15 protein-coding genes are annotated in these 21,495 nt (G+C 60.0%); 8 read left to right on the forward strand and 7 right to left on the reverse strand.

Features of this window, described 5'->3' with window-relative positions; all coding sequences use genetic code 11:
- Positions 1–63: 63 nt before the first annotated feature.
- The 3 genes from GSQ82_RS05885 to GSQ82_RS05895 all read right to left on the reverse strand — a co-directional run bounded on the left by GSQ82_RS05885 (position 64) and on the right by GSQ82_RS05895 (position 6,686).
- Complete coding sequence (locus tag GSQ82_RS05885; RefSeq protein ID WP_158791118.1) at positions 64–2,205, reverse strand: VWA domain-containing protein; 2,142 nt, start codon at positions 2,203–2,205, stop codon at positions 64–66.
- Between the two features lie 46 nt (positions 2,206–2,251).
- Entirely contained in the window at positions 2,252–5,743 is a 3,492-nt protein-coding gene (locus GSQ82_RS05890) for a carboxypeptidase-like regulatory domain-containing protein (protein ID WP_254061445.1), read from the reverse strand.
- Positions 5,744–5,834: 91 nt separating this feature from the next.
- Positions 5,835–6,686 carry a hypothetical protein gene (locus GSQ82_RS05895; protein WP_158791120.1) on the reverse strand — a complete coding sequence of 284 codons (852 nt, stop codon included), beginning with the start codon at positions 6,684–6,686 and terminating at the stop codon, positions 5,835–5,837.
- 110 nt (positions 6,687–6,796) lie between these two features.
- Here GSQ82_RS05895 and GSQ82_RS05900 point away from each other — a divergent pair, with 110 nt between their 5' ends.
- Together GSQ82_RS05900 and egtB are read left to right on the forward strand one after the other, a co-directional pair.
- Positions 6,797–7,522, forward strand: a complete 726-nt coding sequence (locus GSQ82_RS05900) for a VIT1/CCC1 transporter family protein (protein ID WP_158791122.1) — start codon at positions 6,797–6,799, stop codon at positions 7,520–7,522.
- Between the two features lie 174 nt (positions 7,523–7,696).
- Complete coding sequence (gene egtB / locus GSQ82_RS05905) at positions 7,697–9,079, forward strand: ergothioneine biosynthesis protein EgtB (protein WP_158791124.1); 1,383 nt, start codon at positions 7,697–7,699, stop codon at positions 9,077–9,079.
- A gap of 15 nt (positions 9,080–9,094) precedes the next feature.
- Here the strand turns inward: egtB and GSQ82_RS05910 are convergent, their stop codons facing one another.
- Both GSQ82_RS05910 and GSQ82_RS05915 read right to left on the reverse strand, forming a co-directional pair.
- Positions 9,095–9,982 (reverse strand): Nif3-like dinuclear metal center hexameric protein, encoded by an 888-nt coding sequence (locus GSQ82_RS05910; protein ID WP_254061446.1) that lies wholly within the window; start codon positions 9,980–9,982, stop codon positions 9,095–9,097.
- 135 nt (positions 9,983–10,117) lie between these two features.
- Positions 10,118–10,699 (reverse strand): DUF4136 domain-containing protein, encoded by a 582-nt coding sequence (locus GSQ82_RS05915; RefSeq protein WP_158791126.1) that lies wholly within the window; start codon positions 10,697–10,699, stop codon positions 10,118–10,120.
- 421 nt (positions 10,700–11,120) lie between these two features.
- Here GSQ82_RS05915 and egtD point away from each other — a divergent pair, with 421 nt between their 5' ends.
- The 3 genes from egtD to GSQ82_RS05930 all read left to right on the forward strand — a co-directional run bounded on the left by egtD (position 11,121) and on the right by GSQ82_RS05930 (position 13,185).
- Positions 11,121–12,143: an L-histidine N(alpha)-methyltransferase gene (gene egtD, locus GSQ82_RS05920; protein WP_158791128.1), complete on the forward strand. Its 1,023-nt coding sequence runs from the start codon at positions 11,121–11,123 to the stop codon at positions 12,141–12,143.
- A 204-nt stretch (positions 12,144–12,347) separates the two neighbouring features.
- Positions 12,348–12,695 carry a helix-turn-helix transcriptional regulator gene (locus GSQ82_RS05925; protein WP_256370050.1) on the forward strand — a complete coding sequence of 116 codons (348 nt, stop codon included), beginning with the start codon at positions 12,348–12,350 and terminating at the stop codon, positions 12,693–12,695.
- Positions 12,676–13,185, forward strand: coding sequence for an SRPBCC domain-containing protein (locus GSQ82_RS05930; RefSeq protein WP_158791130.1), 510 nt, complete (start codon positions 12,676–12,678; stop codon positions 13,183–13,185). Before GSQ82_RS05925 ends, GSQ82_RS05930 begins: the two co-directional genes overlap by 20 nt.
- 554 nt (positions 13,186–13,739) lie before the next feature.
- Here GSQ82_RS05930 and GSQ82_RS05935 read toward each other — a convergent pair.
- Positions 13,740–14,804, reverse strand: a complete 1,065-nt coding sequence (locus tag GSQ82_RS05935) for a rod shape-determining protein (RefSeq protein WP_158791132.1) — start codon at positions 14,802–14,804, stop codon at positions 13,740–13,742.
- A gap of 189 nt (positions 14,805–14,993) precedes the next feature.
- On the opposite strand from GSQ82_RS05935, the gene ald reads away from it, so the two are divergent.
- The 3 genes from ald to GSQ82_RS05950 all read left to right on the forward strand — a co-directional run bounded on the left by ald (position 14,994) and on the right by GSQ82_RS05950 (position 20,152).
- Positions 14,994–16,106, forward strand: a complete 1,113-nt coding sequence (gene ald / locus GSQ82_RS05940) for an alanine dehydrogenase (RefSeq protein ID WP_158791134.1) — start codon at positions 14,994–14,996, stop codon at positions 16,104–16,106.
- A 75-nt stretch (positions 16,107–16,181) separates the two neighbouring features.
- The gene (locus tag GSQ82_RS05945) at positions 16,182–18,776 is read left to right on the forward strand and encodes an ATP-binding protein (protein WP_158791136.1); all 2,595 of its coding nucleotides are present in this window, start codon (positions 16,182–16,184) and stop codon (positions 18,774–18,776) included.
- On the forward strand, positions 18,773–20,152 hold the full coding sequence (locus GSQ82_RS05950) for a sigma-54 dependent transcriptional regulator (RefSeq protein ID WP_158791138.1): 1,380 nt from the start codon (positions 18,773–18,775) through the stop codon (positions 20,150–20,152). The genes GSQ82_RS05945 and GSQ82_RS05950 overlap by 4 nt, the downstream gene beginning before the upstream one ends.
- On the opposite strand, the gene GSQ82_RS05955 is transcribed toward GSQ82_RS05950, so the two are convergent.
- Positions 20,136–21,443, reverse strand: a complete 1,308-nt coding sequence (locus tag GSQ82_RS05955; protein WP_158791140.1) for a hypothetical protein — start codon at positions 21,441–21,443, stop codon at positions 20,136–20,138. The genes GSQ82_RS05950 and GSQ82_RS05955 overlap by 17 nt on opposite strands.
- Positions 21,444–21,495: the final 52 nt, after the last annotated feature.

The raw sequence follows: 21,495 nt of genomic DNA on the forward strand, positions 1-21,495 counted from the left end.
TCATCTTCCCCGCTTCTGGCGCTGTCAATAGCCACTACGCGACAGAAACATAAGGCCAGTCCGTTACGGCGTTGGCATCGCCGGAGTGCCGGGCGGAGCCACCACCGGAGCTGCCCCCGGACGCACCACCATCGCCATCCGCGGAAAGCTGAAGCTCCCCCCCGCGTCATCGATCACGTTCACCTGGCAGATGTAAGTGCCCGGCTTCAGCTGCGTTAGCGGCACGTCAAACTGAAAAGCCACCGCCCCGCGCTCAGGAATATTGATCGCCCCAGCCTCTACCAGCGGCGTCTCGTACACCTTCACGCCTCCGCTCAGAAACTCAATGCTGGTCAACACGCGCACCGGGCCGCCCTCGCGCCGCGTCAGTCCAGGCGAACTCGCAGGCTCCGGCGCATCCTTCTGCTTCGCCGGATCGTACACCTCGTACAGAAAAAACAGGTGCTGATCCTGCCGAAATACATGCGGCACATTCGGAATCCACTCCACGCCATCCCTCACCAGTGGGTTCGACACCTTCTTCGCCGTGGTCGGCACACGCTGACTCGACAGCACGATCGAACTCAGCTTCAGCGCCGTCTTCTTCATATCCGGCACCTGCAGGTCCGTCTCGAAGCTGCCCATCGCGCCCGTCTGGTTCTCGCGCACCACAAACTTCAGATGGTACTTGCCCGGCGCCAGCGTAAATCCCGTTGAGTATTGAATATTCTTTCGTTGCACCTGCTGCGACGCATCCAGCGCCAGCTTCACCGTGTCGCGAACGTTGCCAACGACAATCCCCTCGGCGTTCTTCACCTGCCCCATCACGTCGATGTTGGCCTTGTCCCGATCGCCATTCTTCACGCTATGAATCTGCGAACCCGGCACGATCAGCGACACTGGAACGAAGAACTTATTGTCCGCCAACCGGAAGTAGAGCGCCTGCAGATACACCGCAACATCGGTGGCCGGAAGATCGCTCCGCATCTGGTCCGTCAAAGCCTCCTCGCGATCTTCCGTCTTCTGGTGTTGAAAATCCGCCGGTGCGTAGTATCCCGATCGGTAGTCGATCTTCGCATCCGGCCGGTTCAGCTTCACCGTCAGATGCCGGAAGCTTCCATCCCGTCGCGTGTCGGTCGAACGAAACCCGAGAATGTAATAAGCCTCGGTGTCGTGCTGCACCTGCTGAAACGCCGGCGCAAAATCGTTCGAGTCAAAGAACGCCTTGCCCCCCGTATCGGACGAGAGCGTACCCAGCACCTCCTGCGAGGCGAAATTCGCGTCCAGCTGGCTCTGCATCGCGCCTCCGCTATACGCCGAGGTCCCGCGCAAACTCCCCTGCGAAGCAGTTCCCACCGCAGGCAGCGCCTCCAGCCCACGCGAGTCCACGCTGTAGATCGCCATATTCGCCTTTACCGCTTCGTTAGTCGCCGCGCGCATACTCGCCTGGTTTTCGATACCCTGCCGCGTAAGCCCACCCGAGAAGTACAGCAGACTCTTCCGCTGATCCACGTGCTCCAGGCTCTTCGCAATCGTGCGGATCGCATACAGCTCGCGGTCCGTATTCAATGCGTTGTACTCACTGTCGTCGGCAGTAAAACTCGATCCATCATCGGACGTTCCGCTGGAGACTCCGCCCTCATTTCCGTTGGCAAAACCCGTGCCTTCCGTCCCGTTGAACTTGTCCAGCCCCCTCAACAAAGCAGCCTTGTCGGAGGTAAAGTCCTGGTCCATGCTCAAACTGGTATCCATACTCACCAGCGCCACCAGATCAGCCGGCTGCATCTTTTTGTTCACGAAGTCCTGCGCTGCCTCGACGGCACGGTCTATATCCTCCGGCTGCATACTGCTCAGGTCGAAGAAGATCACAATCAATCGGTGATCCCGCAACGCCTTGGGATCTTCCGCAAAGTTGCCGTTTACGAGATCTGCAATTGTAGCCTTCCCTGTTACAGTTGACCTCTCCCGCAGCACCGCCGCCTCATCCACATTCTGGTAGTCGAAGCTGGCGATCTTCTGCGGCTTGCCGTTCTCTAAGATCGTAAAGTCGCTGGCCTTCAGTCCCTTCACGACCTCGCCCGTCTTCTTGTCCCGCACCACGACGTTCGTCAGCACAATGTCGGTCTGCACCTTCATCGTGAAGGTGCCATCATTCGCCTGCTGCTGGGCAAAGCCCGGCGATCCCGCCATCCACGCCACCAGAGCCGCCGTAATCAATCGCCGCATAGTCCCTCGTACTTCCAAGCCCCATAACATAAATCTCAAAAGTTCTCTAGAATCTGTATCGCGCAAACACGGTAAGCGCCCGCATCGTCGACGCCCCCGTTACTTGCCCGAACGTAGGTGAGTTCAGCGTCGTGTTGATGCCGGTGAACGACACGATATTCAGCGCATTCGCCGCAGTCACCCTCGCCTCAAACGATCGCGTATCCCCCAACTGCACCGTGCGCGAGAGCGACGCATCTACCACCTTCGTCCCCGGCCCTTCGATTGAGTTACGCGATGCCGTCCCAAACTGTCCCGCAGCAGGCGTAGTGAACGCCGCCGGATTGAACCACTGGCCAAGCGTCTTCGCTCCTCCGATCGGCACGCCGAAGTTGCGATTCGGCCGCAGCGTATTGCCCGTGCCCGTCGCGGCCTCCTGCGTCGTCAACTGATACTGCGGAGTAAAGTAGTTTCCCGTCCGAAACGTAAAGTCACCGGATAACGAAAATCCGTCCAGCGCCTTCGACCAGAATCCTCCACGCGAAAGAAACATCCGGTTCGGCCCGAACGGCAGCTCAAACACCCAGTTTCCCGTCACCTTCTGCCGAATGTCGAACGAGCTGTTCGACTCCTCGGCGTTCAGGTTTAAATCGTTCTGCGCCACTGTCTGCCCGCTTCCACCTACCGACGAAGCATTGTCGATCGAGTGCCCGTACTGATACGTCGCTGCCAACGAGATGCCTTTCGTCATACGCTTCCGTGCATTCACGCGCAGTGCTTCAAACCGTGAATACCCAATCGAGTCTTCATACGCGAACGCCTGCGCATCCGAGTTCAAAAGCCCAGTCGCCGTGCGGTTTGGCGCGCGCACCATATCCAGGTTGCCGCCCTTTGAGCCGTTGTAGCCGATGTTCAGCACAATCTGCCACGGCACCGTCTTCTGAATATCCACATCCCAGATCTGCACATGGCCAAGACGGTAGTTGAGGTTCGCCGCATAGTTGTTCTGCACCGTTGCGTTCGAGCAGTTGAACGCCCCACTCAGCGTAAACGCCCCCGCCGTACCGCAACCCTGCTGTCCGGCGATGTTCGTCTGCGTCACCGCAAACGGCTGCTGATTCGCCAGATAATTCGCAATCGTCGCGTACTGCCCCGTGTTGTAGTTGATCCCGTAGCTCCCGCGCACCACCGTGTCCTTCGCGAACTTCAGCTTCGGGCGATACGCAAATCCCATCCGCGGCGCATACATCGCTCGATCCGGGTTCACCAGCGATCGCGGAAATCCTCCGTTGAACTCTCCCTGCTGTCCCGGCTGTACTGGCTGCACCGCGCTGAAGTCCGCGTTGTGATCGAGGTTCACCAGATGATTATCCTTCTCCACGTAAGGCGAAAAATACTCATAACGCAGCCCGTAGTTCAATGTCAGGTTCGCCGTCGCTCTCCAGTCATCCTGCGCATACCAGTCGAAGATATTCGCTCGCAGATACGTCTTGCTCAACCCAGCCTGCACCGCTGCCTGTTGCGGCATGCCCAGCAGGAAGTCCGCAAACGCCGACCCGCTCGCCGGACAGGTCGAGGCGGACGTTGAAACACAACTCGCTGTCGCCGGATTCTGCGTCGCATATCCCGTAAAGCTGAACGCCCCCAGCGGCGTAATCGAAGCCGAGCCCAGCAGCGAAGGCAGGTTCACGCCCAGCGTGTCCGCATGCACCCTGCGAATGTCCACTCCATACCGCATGTTGTGCTTCTTAAAACTCCAGCTTACAAAGTCGCTGAACGAGATCGTCTGATTGACCGCATCGCTCGGCGAAGTATTCGACAGCCCCGTAAACGCAGTCGATCCGCCGAACGTCACCGACGGCACGCCAAAGTAGAAGGGATTGCTCTGGATCGTGCTATCGCCCACCAGCACACCGGCCTGCGACGCTGGATTCGTCAGCCCATTCGTAAAGTAGTTCTCCGTCACGGAGTGTAATCGGTTCCAGTTGATCGACGCATTGTTGGTCACACGCCCGTAGCCGATCGTGTACCCCGCCGTGACGCCGTATCCATCCGTCTCCATAGTCCCGCCCAGCGGCAGAAAGATATTGCGCTGATCCTTCGCGGTATGCGAGTAGCTGCCGTTGAAGTTGATGTTCTGGCGCAGCGTCTTCGGTGCATTCGCCTGCTGCCGCCGCGAGCCTCTGCCAAATGTATTCGCCTGCCCAAAGTTCCGTACAAATCGCAGCGCAGCCGTGGTCGAGTTCTGGCCGCCGTTCGTCACCGTCTGGTAGTTATTCTGCAGCCCTGCTCCAGGAACATTCGGCGCAGGATAAAAGTTCAGCAGCGCCTGTGCCTGCGGTGAGATCGGCACCGTCGCATTCTTCAAATTATTTCCCGGAATCGGCAGCCCTGTATTCGGGTCATACAGCGTCTGCCCCAGCGAAGAAAAATCGCCGCCCCGCTCCGCCAGCGTAGGCACCGTGCCGTTGTAGATGTACGGCGTGATATTCCGCACGCCCGTAAGATTGAAGAAGATGAACTGCTTCGGATTCGGCTTCGTAAGCCCTGGAATATACGGCGACCCCGTAAAGCTCACTCCGAACTTGTTCGACATCGACGACGGCTTCACCACCGCCGCGCCCGGCTCACCCAACGCCGCCGCAATCGAGTACGGCGCAGCGTTCAACGCCCCATTCCCGCCCTCATAGAAGATCGCTCCATGCGGCTGCGTAGGATTGAACCCGCGAAACCCGCCGCCGCCTCCACCGCCACCGCGGCCACCACCGCCTCCGCCTCGTCCACCACCGCCGCCCGGTCCGCCAAAGCCGCCTCCACCCATCATGCCGCCAAGCATCCCCGCAACGTTGCTCGCCATATCACCCACGGCCCCGCCCTGCCTCTGCGCCTGTGCGACGGCATCCTGAATCCGCTGCCGGATATCGTCCTCGCTATAACCCGCCAGCCCATTCGTCTGTCCCGCCGCGCCGGACACCGTCACCGAATCCGCCCCAGCCGCATCACTATTCGCGATCCCCGCAAGCGAAGGCAGCTGCGCACCCGCATTGCCTCCACCTGCACTCGCATCCGCCGCCTCCAACCCGCCCTCGCCGGTCACACTCAAAGCCTGTATCCCACGCGTAATCCCCGCACTCGTCGCCGCCGTCTGCCGCGCCTCCTGCTGCTGCACCCTCGAAGCCAGTTGCAGTCCAAATTCCGCCACCTGCACAGGCTTGCCGCCGTTCGCCCCCGCTGCGTTGATCAGAACCTCCTTCGTCTCCGTCCCAAACGCAGCAAGCTCCGCCCTCACCACGTAACGCCCATTACGCGGAATCGCCATCGCAAACGCGCCGTTCACATCTGTCGTCGTCGCGTACTTCTTTCCCGTCAACGTATTGCTCGCGGTCACCGCAACTCCCGGCAGAGGCACTACTCCTGCCTTCACGGTCCCCGTAATCGTTCCGCCGCTGGCCTCGCTCGCAGCCGCAGCCTGCACTGCAGGAGCATCCGGCGCAGCCTGTCCCCACGCACTCCCGGCCATCATCAAGCCGAACATCGTTCCTGTAAACAATCGCCGCACGCACCCTCACTCAAGTTAGAAGACAGTCAACTCTGTTCGACAAAAATCAAGCAGTTCGACAAGCAGACAAATCAAATTTGCAAATCGAAGTTTACGGCTGCGGAGCAGTAGAAGACGGTGCAGCACTTCCACCTGCATCCGCGCCCGCTCGCCTTCGTCCCCGCCGCATCGACGCATCCATCACACTCAACTCCGTAGGCACAAACGTCCCACTCTTCAACCCACCGCGGCCCGCCACCGAATCCCCAACCTTAACATCCGCAAGCGTGATGCTCTCTCCGCCCGTCGCGCCGCCGCCACTCGCAGGCACATCGCCTGAACCATTCACAAGCGCCGCCATGCCGCGCCCTTCGCGTTTGAACGACGTCTGCTCGTCCACGCCAATCACCTGGCTCACCCCATCAGGCCGCATCACCGTCAGCTTCAGCGCATCCATATCGATCGCGGTAATCTTTCCCGCGATGTACACCTTCCCCAGATCTTCCTTCGCCTTCTTCACCTGCTCGGCGTCGATCACACCCACAAACACCGCATGAATTGTCTTCGTCGGCGGATCCATCACGCCCATCGCTCCAATGCCGTCTCCCACTTTGATCTCCGCCGCCTTCACCGGCTGCCTGTTTCTGGTCACCCGAGTATTCGCAGACAACGCAACCTGGTACACCACGCCCGCCTCGGTCTTCAGCGTCAGCTTGTCGGCAGAGGTTGCAGTCACAACGCCCCGCACCATCTGCCCACCTGCGAACGAGCCACCCGCAGATTCATCCTCCTGCTGCTGCGCCTGGATCACCGTCGGAGCCGCCGCAATGGCCGCGATCAAAACCAGCGTAGCCACTCGTCGAGGTCTTACGCCTAGCCTCAGAAATAGCCCCGTCCATCGCTCCAGCCGCCACCACATCCTAGCCATCCATCTCACGCTATCTCTCGCAAAACCTGTGCTCATACAGACGTAACCCATCCTCGAAAGACTCTCCCTGCCTGCAAAAACTTCCATCGTCTCCTTCGCCTTCACTTAATCGATGCATCTCTCTCTCGCTCGACTACACTACCGCAATGCACGACGTAGCTCACGCGCCCCACACCCCTCACATAGAAGGACACTTCGAGTCCAGCGAAGCCGTACGCGACATCGTCATCGGCCTCTCCGATGGCCTCACCGTCCCCTTCGCCCTCGCCGCCGGCCTCTCCGGTGCCGTCGCCTCATCGCACATCGTCCTCCTCGCCGGTCTCGCCGAGATCGCCGCCGGCTCCATCGCCATGGGCCTCGGCGGCTATCTCGCTGCCCGTGGCGACGCCGAACACTACGTCTCCGAACGCCTCCGCGAAGAGCGCGAGATCGTCGAACGCACCCACGACGAAGAAGAAGAGATCTACGAGATCTTCGAGCAATACGCCGTCGACCGCGCCAGCGCCGCCCCCGTCCTCGCCGCGCTCAAAAAAAATCCCGCCGCCTGGGTCGACTTCATGATGCGCTTCGAGCTCGGCCTTGAAGAGCCCGCCCGCAACCGCGCCCACCGCTCCGCCCTCACCATCGCCGCATCGTACGTCGCCGGCGGCTTCATCCCGCTGCTCCCCTACATGCTCGTGGACTCCAACCTCATGGCGCTTAAACTCTCTGTCATCATCACGCTCCTCGCCCTGGCCGTCTTCGGCGCCATCAAAGGCGAACTCATCGGCACCGGCTGGCTGCGCAGCGCCCTCCAGACCGTCACCATCGGAGGCGCAGCCGCCGCAGTTGCCTACACGCTCGCCCGTATCCTCAACGCCCACCCCCTCTAACCTCTGACCATGCAATACCCCCACGTGAGCACGGAGTAGCATAAGCGATGCCACCACAACGGATGTATCATTTCGACAACTTCAGACTCTAATCAAGCATCAGAGGTTGATTACAGTTCCTCAACCTGCGAGTTACCAAGCGAGTCCCACGCGAGTCCAAGAAGCGAGATCACAATGCCTACAACCAGCGCATCCACCACCACCGCCGCGCCTCCTCTGCTCCACCGCTACAAGGCCGTCCGCCAGGCCACCCGCGAGCTTTGCGCCCCACTCTCGCCCGAAGATCTCATGGTGCAGTCCAGCCCCGAGGCAAGCCCCGTCAAATGGCACCTCGCCCACACCAGCTGGTTCTTCGAGACCTTCGTCCTGCGTGAGTTCGCCGCCGGCTACCAGCCCTTCCACCCCGACTTCCACTGGCTCTTCAACAGCTACTACAACTCCCTCGGCGACATGCCGGAGAAACACCTCCGCGCCTCCTTCTCCCGCCCTCCGCTCGACGCCATCCTCAGCTATCGCGCCCACGTCGACGCCGCCATGCACGCTCTCATGCAGCATCCCCTCGAAGACGAGGCCGCCCGCCGTATCGCTCTCGGCCTCGAGCACGAGCAGCAGCATCAGGAACTCATCGCCACCGACATCAAGCACGCTCTCTTCACCAACCCGCTCCACCCCGCCTACATCGAGCCCACCCAGCAACGCAGCGAAACCATCGCCCCGCCCCTCGACTGGGTCGCCTTCAACCCCGGCCTCACCCAGATCGGTCTCACCCTCGACCCCAAATCCGTCGACACCTTCGCTTTCGACAACGAGACCCCGCGCCACGACGTCTACATCGCGCCCTTCCGCCTCGCCACTCGCCTCGTCACCTGCGCCGAGTACCTCGCCTTCATCGAACAGAACGGGTACAACCGTCCCGAACTGTGGCTCTCCGAAGGCTGGACCACCATGCGCGCCGAGAGCTGGCAGGCCCCCCTCTACTGGCAGCGCGATGAGAACACCAACTCCGGCTGGCGCATCTACACCATGCACGGCTTCCGTTCGCTCGACGACTTAAGCGAAACCCCCGTCTGTCATCTCAGCTTCTTCGAGGCCGCCGCCTACGCACGCTGGGCCGGACACCGTCTCCCCACCGAGTTCGAGTGGGAGCACGCCGCCGCAAGTCTCAAGCAGATCCGCAAAGAGGTCGCCTCGCGCCCGCAGCTTCACCTCACCTCCGCGTCCGATCAGGCCGCCCCCGCCGCCCTCGCCAATCTCCTCGAAACCGGCAACCTCCACCCAACTCCCGCCTCTGCCATCGGTGGCCTCCAGCAGATCTTCGGCGACGTATGGGAGTGGACCCGCTCCGGCTACACCGGCTACCCAGGCTACAAATCCCTGCCTGGCGCCCTCGGCGAGTACAACGGCAAGTTCATGTCCTCGCAGGTCATCCTCCGTGGAGGCTCCTGCGTCACGCCCGCCACCCACATCCGCGCCACCTATCGCAACTTCTTCTCACCCGCCACACGCTGGCAGTTCTCCGGCTTCCGCCTCGCGCAGGACGCTCAAGACGCCGAATAAGTCTTCGGCAACTTCTTACCTCTTCACAGCCGCAGGCGGATGATCCGGATTCCAAAGCGGCTGTCCCGCCACAATATGATCCACCCGCACCCCCGGAAACAGCTCTCGTAGCTCCTTCGCGCAGCGCTCCATCCCCGGCTCCTCCGACACCTCGTGCCCCAGCAGAATCAGCGCCGTCGGCCGTCCCTGCGCCACCGCATCCCGAACGTACTCCACCGTCTCCCACTCGCTCGCCTCGCCTGCAATCAGCAGCTCCACACCCGGTTTCCGTAGCGCCAGCACCTGCTTCTCCAGCCCCGAAGCCCCCGGCCTCATCGCCACATGCGTAATCATCAGTCCCGGATCGCCCTCCACCCGCAGCGTCTTCATCTGCAGCTTCTCCTGCAGCATCCGCGCAATCTGCTCCAGCGTCATCGGCGGAATCGTCACAAAGTACTGCCCGCCCACGCCCTCAGGATGCGGATACTTCTCCCACCCCAGCGCCTCATACAGCCCCGTCAAAATGTGGTCCGTCACATCCGCATGAATCTCATCGTGCAGCCGAAACACCACCAGATGATGCTGCTCGATAAACGCAAGCTTCTCCTTATATACCGGGTCGTCGAGGAACAGCTTACGGTCGTCCTGATGGTTATAGAACGTAGGCTCATGCGTAATGATCAGGTTGTCCCCGCGCCGCACCGCCTCCCGCAGAACATCCATCGTATCCAGAAACGTCGTCACAATCCCCGTCACCACCGTATCCGGATCGCCCGCCTTAATCGTATCCACCGTATTCGGCGGAGGCGCCGCAGCATAGCGGTGCTGAATCTTCTCAATCGCATCGCCCGCCCGCAGACCCTGCGCCTGCAAGCCCACACCACCCAACATCACCATCGCCACAAAAACACGCAAAGTCATCATCCCGAGCCCGTCCTTACCTGAAGTGAAACAACCCGGAGTGAAACATCCGTACCTAAAGTGAAACACAGATACTCCCGCCACTCACGCCTTCAAGGCCGCGAGTGGCAGGGGGGCAGGGAAGTAAGCGCTCAGATCCTATTTGCCCGGCTTAGGCGGAAAGCCCTTGAACATCTTCGCGATATCGCCGTCGAGCGACTTCGTATTCTTACCCGCGTTCGAAGAAAGATCCTCCGTCGCCAGTCCTCTCCACAGCAGATTCTTCGATCCGCTCTCAAACAGATCGATCACAAGGTTCGACGTCTGCTGCGTGGTGGTCGTCGTCGTGGCCTCGCCCAATCCGCCCAGTCCACCCGGACCCCAGCCTCCACCCCATCCCCATCCGCCCCATCCCCATCCTCCGCCCCAGCCGCCGCCCAGACCGTCGTACATGGTCTGTGTCTCCTGCTGGTTATGCAGGCTGTCACTGGCGAACACAGTCACCGAACCGCCTGTAGGCACCAGCTTCCATCCCTTCGCCTGCAACTGCCGATTGACCGCCTGCTGAACGCGGCCTACATAGAAAGGATCGCTGGTCTTGACGTTGCCCCAGGAGTAGCTGTGGTACTGGGTGAAGTCCGCCTGATGGTTGTAGTCCGTCCTGACGTTGTCGCCAAGCGCGGCGACCGAAGCCCCAAGCAGAAGAGCGCCTGCGAGTACAAGATTCAATCCATATCGCATAGAAGTTCCTTTCCTTTGGTTGAATTAATGGCCAAACCTAACTGGAGTTTGTTCACAACGGGCCGAACATCACAGGAGGAGATCCCACGGAGATCCCAGACAGACCACGCCATCCGACAGAGCAGCCCGCGACAAATCACGGTTCATCCAGGCCTGCTAGGCCGCCACGGAGTGCATCGGTCGAACGCAGCATCGACTATATGCCTGACCATCGCAAAAAATCGTCAGTCGGCGAAGAAAAAGATCTTCATCCGGCCAAAAAGCGCCCATCCGTCTTCCAATAACCTCAACCCATCCCCCAAATCCACCTCTCTCTACGTTTTTAACGACACGAAACACCCTCCCCCCGCATCTCATCCAAAGCGGTGGAGATCCGAACGCAGAGGCAAGACTTCCGCAATCAAGTATCCTAGGGGTCACCGTGTCTACATTCGTCACCGCACAGGAAGCAGCCTCACCCAGTCTCGCCGACGCCATCGCCAACGAAGCCCGCGTCGGTCTCACCAGCACCCCCAAGACCCTCACCCCCTGGCTCTTCTACGACGAAGCCGGCTCCCACCTCTTCGAACAGATCACCGAGCTGCCCGAGTACTACCTCACCCGCACCGAACGCAGCATCTTCTCCGCCCACGCTGAGGAGATCCTCCAAGAAGCCGCGCGAGGGCAAGGTCCCTCCGGCAAACTCACCCTCATCGAGCTTGGCGCAGGCACCGCCACCAAGACCGGCATCCTCCTCGCCGCAGCAGTGCGCCAGCAGTCCAGCATCGTCTATCAGCCCGTCGACGTCTCCGAGACCGCGCTCGCCGAAGCCAGCGAAAACATCCTCGCCAACATCCCCGGCGTCACCGTCCGCCCCCAGGTCGCCGACTACACCCGCCAGGCCCTCCCGCTCAACCGCCTCCCCAACACCCGCACCCTGGCCCTCTACATCGGCTCCAGCATAGGCAACTTCACCCCCATCGACGCCGGCGACGTCCTCCGCAACCTCCGCGCCCAGCTCCTCCCCGGCGACACCCTCCTCCTCGGAACCGATCTCGCCCCCGGCGAAAACAAGTCCGTCGCCGCCCTCCTCGCCGCCTACAACGACGCCTCCGGTACCACCGCCGCCTTCAACCGCAACGTCCTCACCCGCCTCAACCGCGACCTCGGCGCCGACTTCGACATCGAAAAATTCCGCCACAAGGCCTGTTGGAACCCAACCGAGTCCCGCATCGAGATGCACCTCGAATCCCTCGCCCCTCAGACCGTCCACATCCCCGCAAACTCCATTGGCTCCGCCTACACCGTGGACTTCGCCCTCGGCGAAACCATCCACACCGAGAACAGCTACAAGTTCACCTACGCCGCCGTAGACGCACTGCTCTCCTCCGCCGGCTTCAAAACCACCCGCTCCTGGCAGGACCCCCAACATCTCTTCGCCGTAACCCTGGCCAGCGCCATCTAGCCACATCCCGCCCCGAAAAAAGGTTAGGTCTAATCGTCAGCTTAATAAGCTGATTGATCGAGGCAGCCCTTTTTAAAAAATGGGAGAAGCTAAATGAGCGCAGGCGTTATGGTTCAGAGATCAGGATTCAGAGATCAGGGAACAGCAATCAGAAATCGCAAAATTTCTGCTTGACACTGGCCAAAAATACACTACCATTCGGTTGTGGATAATTTGAGTACAACATTTGCGGCTCTGTCCGATCCCACCCGTAGGGCGATGATCGAACGACTCTCACGTGGGCCTGCCTCTGTGCATGGCCTGACGGAACCGTTTGCACTCTCGCAGCAGATGATTTCAAAACATATTGCCTACCTGGTGCGGGCACGGATTGTAATCAAGACAAAGCGTGGACGGGAGAGCGTCTGCACGCTTAGGCCCGAGGCAATCAAGACTGTAAGCGAGTGGGCGATGAGCTATCGCCGATTCTGGGAAGAGAGTCTCGACAAGTTGGATGTAGTTGTAAATCAAATGAAGAAAGAGGAGGTCAGAGATGACAGAAAACACGGTTAGCGAAGTTCAACGGATGGTCGTTACAAGAGTTTTTGATGCCCCACGCGAGTTGGTTTGGAAGGCGTGGACAGACCCCAAGTACGTGATGCAGTGGTGGGGGCCGAAGGGTTTTACCTCGCCTGTCTGCGAGATGGATTTTCGCGTTGGAGGAAAACTTCTCTGCTGCATGAAGGCGCCAGATGGGCAGGAGTTCTGGAATGCGGTTGAATACCACGAGATCGTTCTGCACGAGAAGATCGTTTCCTTGATGTACTTTTCCGACTCGAAGGGAAACAAGGTTGACCCTGCGCAATTAGGAATAGAACACGAAGCCATAGACGGTGCATACGACGTGACCCTCTTTGAGGATCTCGGAGACGGCCAGACGAAACTCACTTTCATCGGAAATGAACCCATGGAGAGCGCGAAAGATAGCGGTCAACTGGAAGGCTGGAACCAGATACTCGATAAAATGGCTGAGGTTATTGCGGGGCTTGTGCAGACGAAATAGGAAGTTGACGTTTTGACGATCGTCATGCGCGAGATACAGCTAAGGCTGGCGGGGAGGCCCGGTTAGAACGGGCCTCTCGCCGCTTGGCCCACTCGTCGCTCGCCTGGGTAAGTGACCCTCGGCTTAAGCTGTTGTCAGTCTCAAGCCGTCATTCCTGAACGCCGTGAAGGACCCCTGTATATCTCTATCTGCTCTTACCTCTCTGCCGAGCCAAAAAATCCCTGTCAACCCCCAAATCATCGAAAACCCGCTCCAGACAAGGAGATTCGCGTGGCGTAGGAGTTACCCTCTAACCGCTATACTGAATACAGAGAACAAAAAAAGCCCCGGCACTCCGGAGCTTTTTGCATTTAACCTCTCTAACTCGTTTAGAAAGAAATATTTGCCCATAAACCATCTGGAATGAGAATTTTGCAAGAAGCTAAAATAGCAACTCCATGAAAAGGAATGACTTGCCTACACCCACCCCCCAGGGGGTGGGGTACCCCAAGGAGCAAAAGCAAAGGCCCCGGTATCCCCGGAGCCTTCGCGTCAACCAGAGTAGAACCACGACATCAATCGATAGAGATCTTACGCAGCAGCTTGAAGTCCGAGAGCATCTTGCCCGTACCTAGCACCACCGACGCCAGCGGATCGTCCGCGATCGAGACCGGCAGGCCCGTCTCCTCGCGAATCCGCTTGTCGAGATTCTTGATCAGCGCCCCGCCGCCAGTCAGCACAATGCCGCGGTCGGAGATATCGGCCGAAAGCTCAGGCGGAGTCCGCTCCAGAGCCACACGGATCGCGTTGATGATCGTCGCAATGCACTCCGAAAGCGCCTCGCGGATCTCCGAGTCGTCGATCGTAATCGTCTTCGGCACGCCCTCGATCAGGTTGCGGCCCTTGACCTCCATCTGCATCGGCTTGTCCAGCGGATACGCCGAGCCAAGCTGAATCTTGATCTGCTCGCCCGTCCGCTCGCCGATCAGCAGGTTGTACTTCCGCTTCAGGTACGTCATCACGGCCTCGTCCATCTGGTTCCCGGCCATGCGTACCGACCGCGAATAGACGATTCCAGCCAGCGAGATGACCGCAATATCGGTCGTTCCGCCGCCGATATCGACGACCATGTTGCCGCCCGGCTCCGTAATCGGAAGCCCCGCACCGATGGCCGCCACCATGGCCTGCTCCACCAGGTGAACCTCACTGGCCTTGGCCCGGTACGCCGAGTCCATCACCGCGCGTTTTTCCACCTGCGTGATCTCGGACGGAACGCCGATCACGATTCGCGGATGCACCATCATCTTCCGGTTATGCGCCTTCTGGATGAAGTAGTTCAACATCTTTTCGGTGTGCCGGAAGTCGGCGATCACGCCGTCCTTCATCGGTTTGATCGCCACGATATTGCCTGGCGTCCGGCCAAGCATCTCCTTGGCCTCCTTGCCTACGGCCTCCACCTCGTTGGTGATCTTATTCACCGCGATGATCGAAGGTTCGTTGACGACGATTCCTTTGCCATGGGCGAACACCAGCGTATTCGCCGTACCCAGATCGATGGCCAGGTCGCTTGAAAAGAGGCTGAATAGGGATCGCATGTTGTGAATGCGGGAGTAACGCATCTGAAAGTTGTTCGAAGACATGGATTGAATGGTTTCCTGAATAGAGACTCCCACTAGTGTATCCCTTTCGCAATGGCTAATTCTGGGCATCATCTAACCAGTAAGCACAGCCAGCGAGAAGAAGTCCCGATTCGGTTCACAGCGGGCCTCAGGCGACATCGCTCCCGGAACAATAGATACAATCGAAGCAGCTTTGCTGTGGAGATAGAGATGATCATTGGTGTGCCGAAGGAAGTGAAGGACCACGAGAGTCGCGTAGGCGTAACGCCCGCAGGCGTAAAGGCCCTCGTAGAAGCAGGACACAAAGTGCTCGTAGAGCATAACGCTGGCGCACTCTCCGCCATGCCCGACGACGAATACCAGTCAGCCGGCGCAGAGATCGTCGGCTCCGCCCATGACGTCTGGCGTCTCGCCGAGATGGTCGTCAAGGTAAAGGAGCCCGTCGAGAAGGAGTACACACACTTCCGCGAGGGTCTCGTCCTCTTCACCTATCTCCACCTCGCCCCGCTCACTGCGCTCACCGACGCCCTCCTGAACTCCAAGGTCACCGGCATCGCCTACGAGACCGTCCGCGACCGCACCGGCGCTCTTCCGCTGCTCACTCCCATGAGCGAAGTCGCCGGCCGCATGAGCGTCCAGGTCGGCGCAGCCTATCTCGAGAAGGAGCACGGCGGCCGCGGCGTCCTCCTCGGAGGCGTTCCCGGCGTCGCCCCGGCAAACGTATGCATCATCGGCGGAGGAATCGTCGGCACCAACGCCGCCAAGATCGCCCTCGGCATGGGAGCCAAGGTCACGCTGATCGACCTGAACCTCAACCGCCTGCGCGAACTCGACGACATCTTCGGCGGACGCCTCTACACCGTGGCCTCCAACAGCTACAACATCGAGCACGCCGTCCGCGAGGCCGACCTCGTCATCGGCGGAGTCCTCATCCCCGGTGCCGCCGCTCCCAAGATCGTCACCAAAGCGATGGTGGAAAAGATGAAGAAGGGCGCAGTGATCGTCGACGTCGCCATCGACCAGGGCGGCTGCATCGAGACGGCTCACCCAACCACTCACTCCAATCCGTCCTACGAGGTCAACGGCGTCGTTCACTACTGCGTCACCAATATGCCCGCCGCGGTGCCGAACACCTCCACGCTCGCCCTGACCAACGCGACCTTCCCCTACGTCCTGAAGCTGGCTCGGCTGGGCGCAAACGCAGCCATCAGCGAAGACAAAGGAATAGCCGAGGGCGTCAATACCTTCAACGGCATTCTGACCTACGGCGCAGTCGCAGCGGCGCAAAAGCGTGATTGGCAGGCCGTAGCAAAGCTCGTGTAAGCGTTCAGAGCAGACGCGCAAGCGAAGCGAGCAAGGAAAGCCTCACTGGTAAGAGGCGACGAAGGAGGGCCTGGCATGGCCACGACGGCGAATCGGCGAAAGATTTGGATCATCGCCCTCGGCGTGTGCCTGCTCGTCCTCTTCGTCGCTCTCGCCATGCTCAATGCGTTTAATACGCAGCTTCCCAAGCCGGCGACTACCCAGCAGATCGTCGTCTTCACCGGCCTGTCGATCGTCGCCTTTCTGCTCTTCGTCGCCGTGCTCATCCTGCTCGTGCGAAACATCCTGAAGCTCTACGCCGACCAGCGTAGTCGCGTCATGGGAACAAGGCTGCGCACCCGCATGTTATGGGGCGCAGTGCTGGTCAGTCTGGTTCCCATCGCCTCCATGTTCGCCTTCAGCTACCAGCTGATGAACCGCTCCGTCGACCGCTGGTTCTCGCAGCCCGTCACCGAGATGCGCGACGACAGTAACAACATGGCGCTCGAACTCGCTCGTTACACCACCTCCAACGCTCGAGCGGAGGCAGAATCAATCGCTGCCAGCCTGCCGGAGACTTCGCTCGCAGACTCTGCACCAAAGGCGGAGACTCCTGTCCCAACGGCTCCTGCGCATCGCCAGCCGCACCAGTCGATCCACGGCTCAGTCCATGGTTCCAGTCGCTCCACTGCACCCTCCGCCGCGAAGATCCACCGCGAGGCCGTCTATCAGGTCCTTCGTCAGCACGATATAACGCTGCAGAACGGCTTCGCCATCGTCTATCGCGACGGTCACGTCATCGCATCGTTCCATATGCCTCAGCGCACCGGCGCAACCGCCGAGGTCAAGACCTGGCTTCCCGACCAGGCCGAGGATACCGACGAAGCCAGCTCACAGGCAGCCACCGATCCAAATGACGCCGCGATCCTGGCCGCTGCGCAGCGTAACGACGAGCCCGTCTTCTCCCTCGGTGACATCGACTACGCCCTCGGAGCCACCACCCTGAAGCAGGGCAACACCGTCGTCGTCGGACTCCCGATGCCCTTCGGCATGGCCGCTACGATGACTCGCCTGCGCAAGCGTGCCGAGGCCTATTGGGTTCTCTACAGCGAGCGTCGTCAGATCAGGGATCTATACATGCTCCTTCTCCTGATGATGACCAGCCTCGCTCTCTTCGCCTCCTGCTGGCTTGCGCTGCATCTCTCGAAGCAGGTCACCAAGCCGGTTGAAGCGCTCGCCGATGCGATGGAGGCCATCGCCTCCGGAGACTACGCCCATCGTGTGCAGGAGAGTGCCACGGAGGAGCTTGGCGAACTCGTGCGCAGCTTCAACCACATGGCTGCCGATCTCGAGGACAGCCGCCGCGCCGTTGAACACTCTACCGTCCAGCTTAGCGCCGCCAACACCGCCCTCGAGGCCCGCCGCGGTGAGCTCGAGACGATGCTCGAAACTATCCCCAACGGTGTCGCCACCCTCGATGCCGAGCGCCGCATCGTCCTTGCCAACCGCGCCCTCAGCGAGATGATGGATCCAGGCGGCCAGCGGCCCTTCTATGGACGTGTCATCGAAGAGGTCTTTCCCGCTGAGGTTGTGGAGGTGCTCGACCGGCTCATCAAACGTAGCCACCGCATGGGTTCGGCCTCAAGCGAGATCGAGATAGCGAACGTCACCAGTGATCGATTTGGTGGAACGATGAACCTGCTTGCTACCGTTGCCCTGCTCGAACTGCCTGCAATCACCGAACGCATGCGCCGCGAGCACCAGGGTTACGTCCTCGTCCTCGAAAACGCAACAGAGCTCCTTCGTGCGCAGAAGCAATCCGCCTGGAAAGAAGTCGCCCGCCGCGTAGCCCACGAGATCAAGAACCCCCTCACGCCCATCAGCCTTAGCGCCGAGCAGATCCGCCGTCATATCGACCGCCTCGCCAACGCCATCGCCGATCCGGCCCCACGCTCGTCATCAGAGCCTCCCTCCGTCGCCATCATTCGCCGCTGCAGTGAGGTCATCACCTCTTCGGTGGAGAGTATGCGTTCGCTGGTCGATCAGTTCGGTGCCCTAGCGGAGTTCCCCACAGCGCGTCCCCGGCCCGCCGATCTCAACACCATCATCGATAACTCCCTCGCCCTCTTCGCCGGCCGCATGCAAAACACACGCATCGTCCGCAAGATGGCCGCAGATCTTCCTCTCGTCATGGCCGACCCCGAGGCCCTTAAGCGTGCCTTCGGCAATCTCATCGACAACGCTGCGGAAGCCATGCAGCAGAGCCTGTTCCGCGAGCTTCGCATCGATACCAGTCTGCTTGAAAACGGTATGGTCGAACTCACCATCGCCGACACCGGCTCCGGCCTCACGGACGAGATGCGCGAACGACTCTTCTTGCCCTACTTCTCTACCAAGCAACGCGGCACCGGTCTCGGTCTCGCCATCGCCGCAAAGATCATCCAGGAGCATCAGGGAACCATCCGCGCGGAAAAGAACGAGCCTGCCGGTGCAAAGTTCATCGTTGAGCTTCGCCCTGCTACAACCCTGGACAGCGACCCTGAGATCACGCCTGTCCTAGGTCCGTTCGCTGCTTCTCAAAATGGCCACCATGCCGATCCGCCCTTCGCCAAAGCGGAGAGCCCTGCTGCCAGCGCCGCATCGGAGACCGAAGATGATCTCGCTTCCACTATCATCCGAGGTCCACAATGAACCACGTTCTCATCGTCGACGACGAAGCTGAGATCCGCGAATCGCTCGACAGCATCCTGCGCGAAGAGGGGTATATCGTCACCACCGCTGCCACCGCGGCAGAGGCCCTCGAACTCATTCGCGACGCCGCTTACGATGTCGTCCTCCTCGACATCTGGCTGCCGGACCGTGACGGCCTCGACGCCCTCACAGAGATTCGCCAGATGGAGTCGGCCAACGTTCCAGAGGTCATTATTATCAGCGGACACGGCACCATCGAAGCCGCAGTGCGCGCCACTAAGCTCGGCGCCTATGACTTTCTCGAAAAGCCTCTCTCTCTCGACCGCACCCTCATCGTGCTCAAAAACGCGATGCGTGCCCGCCAGATGCGCGAGGACAATCAGGAATTCTCGCGCCAGCTTGCCAAGGGTACGGTGACAGGAAACTCCGTTCCGATGAAGGCGCTGCGCCAGCAAATTAAGCTGATGGCTCCGACCAACGGACGCGTCCTCATCTACGGTGAGTCCGGCGCTGGCAAGGAACTTGTAGGCCGTGCCATGCACGCCGAGAGTCTGCGCAAAGATCGCCCGTTCGTCGAGCTCAACTGCGCTGCCATCCCTGAGGATTACATCGAGTCCGAACTCTTCGGCTACCGCCACGGAGCCGTTCCCGGAGGGCCGACCGAAAAACGCGGCACCTTCGAGCGCGCAGATGGCGGCACACTCTTCCTCGATGAGGTCGGCGACATGAGCCTCAAGACGCAGGCTAAAGTGCTCCGCGCCCTCGACGAGCAGCGATTTTTACCCGTAGGGGCATCGCATCCCGTCCACGTTGATGTCCGCGTCATCGCCGCCACCAACAAGGATTTAGAAGAGGAGATCGCTCGCGGCAACTTCCGCGAAGACCTCTTCTATCGCCTCAACGTCATTCCTTTTTTCGTTCCGCCACTGCGCGACCGCAAGGAAGATATTCCTCTGCTCGTCAAAGAGTTCCTCCAGCAGTTCGGCGCGGAGTACGGTCGTCCGCATGTCGAGATGACCGAGGATGCCCTCGCCGCGCTCAAGCAGTATCATTGGCCCGGCAACGTCCGCGAGCTACGCAATCTGGTCGAGCGCGTTCTGATCCTTAACCCAAAGACTCTGCGCATCGAGCGCAAGAATCTTCCCATGCTCGTCTATCGCGGCCCGGGCAAAGCCACCGACTCCGGCCGCGTGAGTCAGCGTGGCGAAGAGTTCTCCAGTCTCCTGCAGGCCCGCGAGGCCTACGAGCGCGACTATATTCTGAAGAAGCTGGACGAGTTCCACGGCAACGTCAGCCGCGCTGCTGAAGGTCTCGGCCTCGAACGCAGCCACCTCTATCGCAAGATGAAAGCACTGGGCGTCAGCATAAAAGAGTAGAGGAGCTCTTCTCTCCTCGAACTCGGGAGAAAGCACGAAACAATAACCATGCGCCAGCGATGTCGCACCCCACCACTGCGGCAAACGCGGTGCCGAGACTGAAGTGAAACAAAAACATCCGGGCGTACTCCGTCCACGCTGCGATGAGATGCAAGCTCAACAACGCGGCAATCATCCAGCCTGAACAACCTCGCCAGACCCGCGACAACAACACCGGCAGATAGACCAGAAACAACGGCCACCCATAGTCGAAGAGCCTCACTAAGGAGGCACCCATCACAGGCGCGAGCAAAAATGTAACACCGCCATAGATCGCAGCGACACAAAGATATGGTTCTTCCTGCGACAGCAACTCGCGAAGCGGCTTCCTCCAAACCAGGCAGACCAACACGCAAATGCCGAGCCCAAACGACGCCAGAAGCTGGACCGCGTTGAGCAGCAAAACCGTTCCGCCAAACGCACTGTATCCAATCTGATGAACGCTGCCCAGATGTATCCACTGTGGCACACTCCAAATCTTTACCGACTGCACACCTGGCAGGGTATTCGTCCCCAGCGTAATGCCGAATACATTCTTCGACAGGTTCCACGGAATTTTGCCGATCATATATAGCGTGTCGTTGATCCCATGCAGATTCGCATACGCATGCCGAGCCGCAAACTTCGATGCTACTTCTCCCAGTACTGCCCCACCTGCTTGTATCAGCCCCGCTCGCCTTCCGGCCAGCCGCCAGACTATCGGCACCGCGATCACTGCCAGCAGCAAAGTGGACTCTCGCGCCAAAAACATCACAGGCAGCATGGCCATGGCCCATCCCCACCATCGCCTCCGCAATAGCGCCAGATACACCATGCAAAGCGCTGCATGCAGCGGATCTGGCAGGAAATAGTCATGGAGATTTCGCAGCCAGAAGGGAATCAGCGTGAGCGCGGCAACAAGCCAAGGCTGTTCGATGACAGGGCGAAGCACGCCATACAGCAGCACCCAAAGACTCACCAGTCCGACGACCAGAAATCCATCTTGTGTCGATCTTCCGGTCGTATCGGCGAACAGTCGCGCAGCTGCCGGCGTCAGAACGCGTAAGGCAAACGGCTTCATCTCTGTCTTTCCGTCCGCCATTGCCTGATAGTGGGCTGCGTCCGAATAGCCATGCCCCTTGCCGCCGTCGATCTTCCAGGACGCCAGCACCACCAATGTCGCCAGCGCGGCGGTAATCCATCGAAGCAACCACGGGCTTCGCCCCTGCGTCGTGGCGGTCGTCTTCGATCGGTGCGCTTCATCAGTCTGCATAGCCGCGACTACAGTCTATGGTCGCGGCCAGCATTCCGCGAAAGAAAAGACA

Source organism: Granulicella sp. L60, from assembly GCF_009765825.1.
In the GTDB taxonomy this organism is placed as follows: domain Bacteria; phylum Acidobacteriota; class Terriglobia; order Terriglobales; family Acidobacteriaceae; genus Edaphobacter.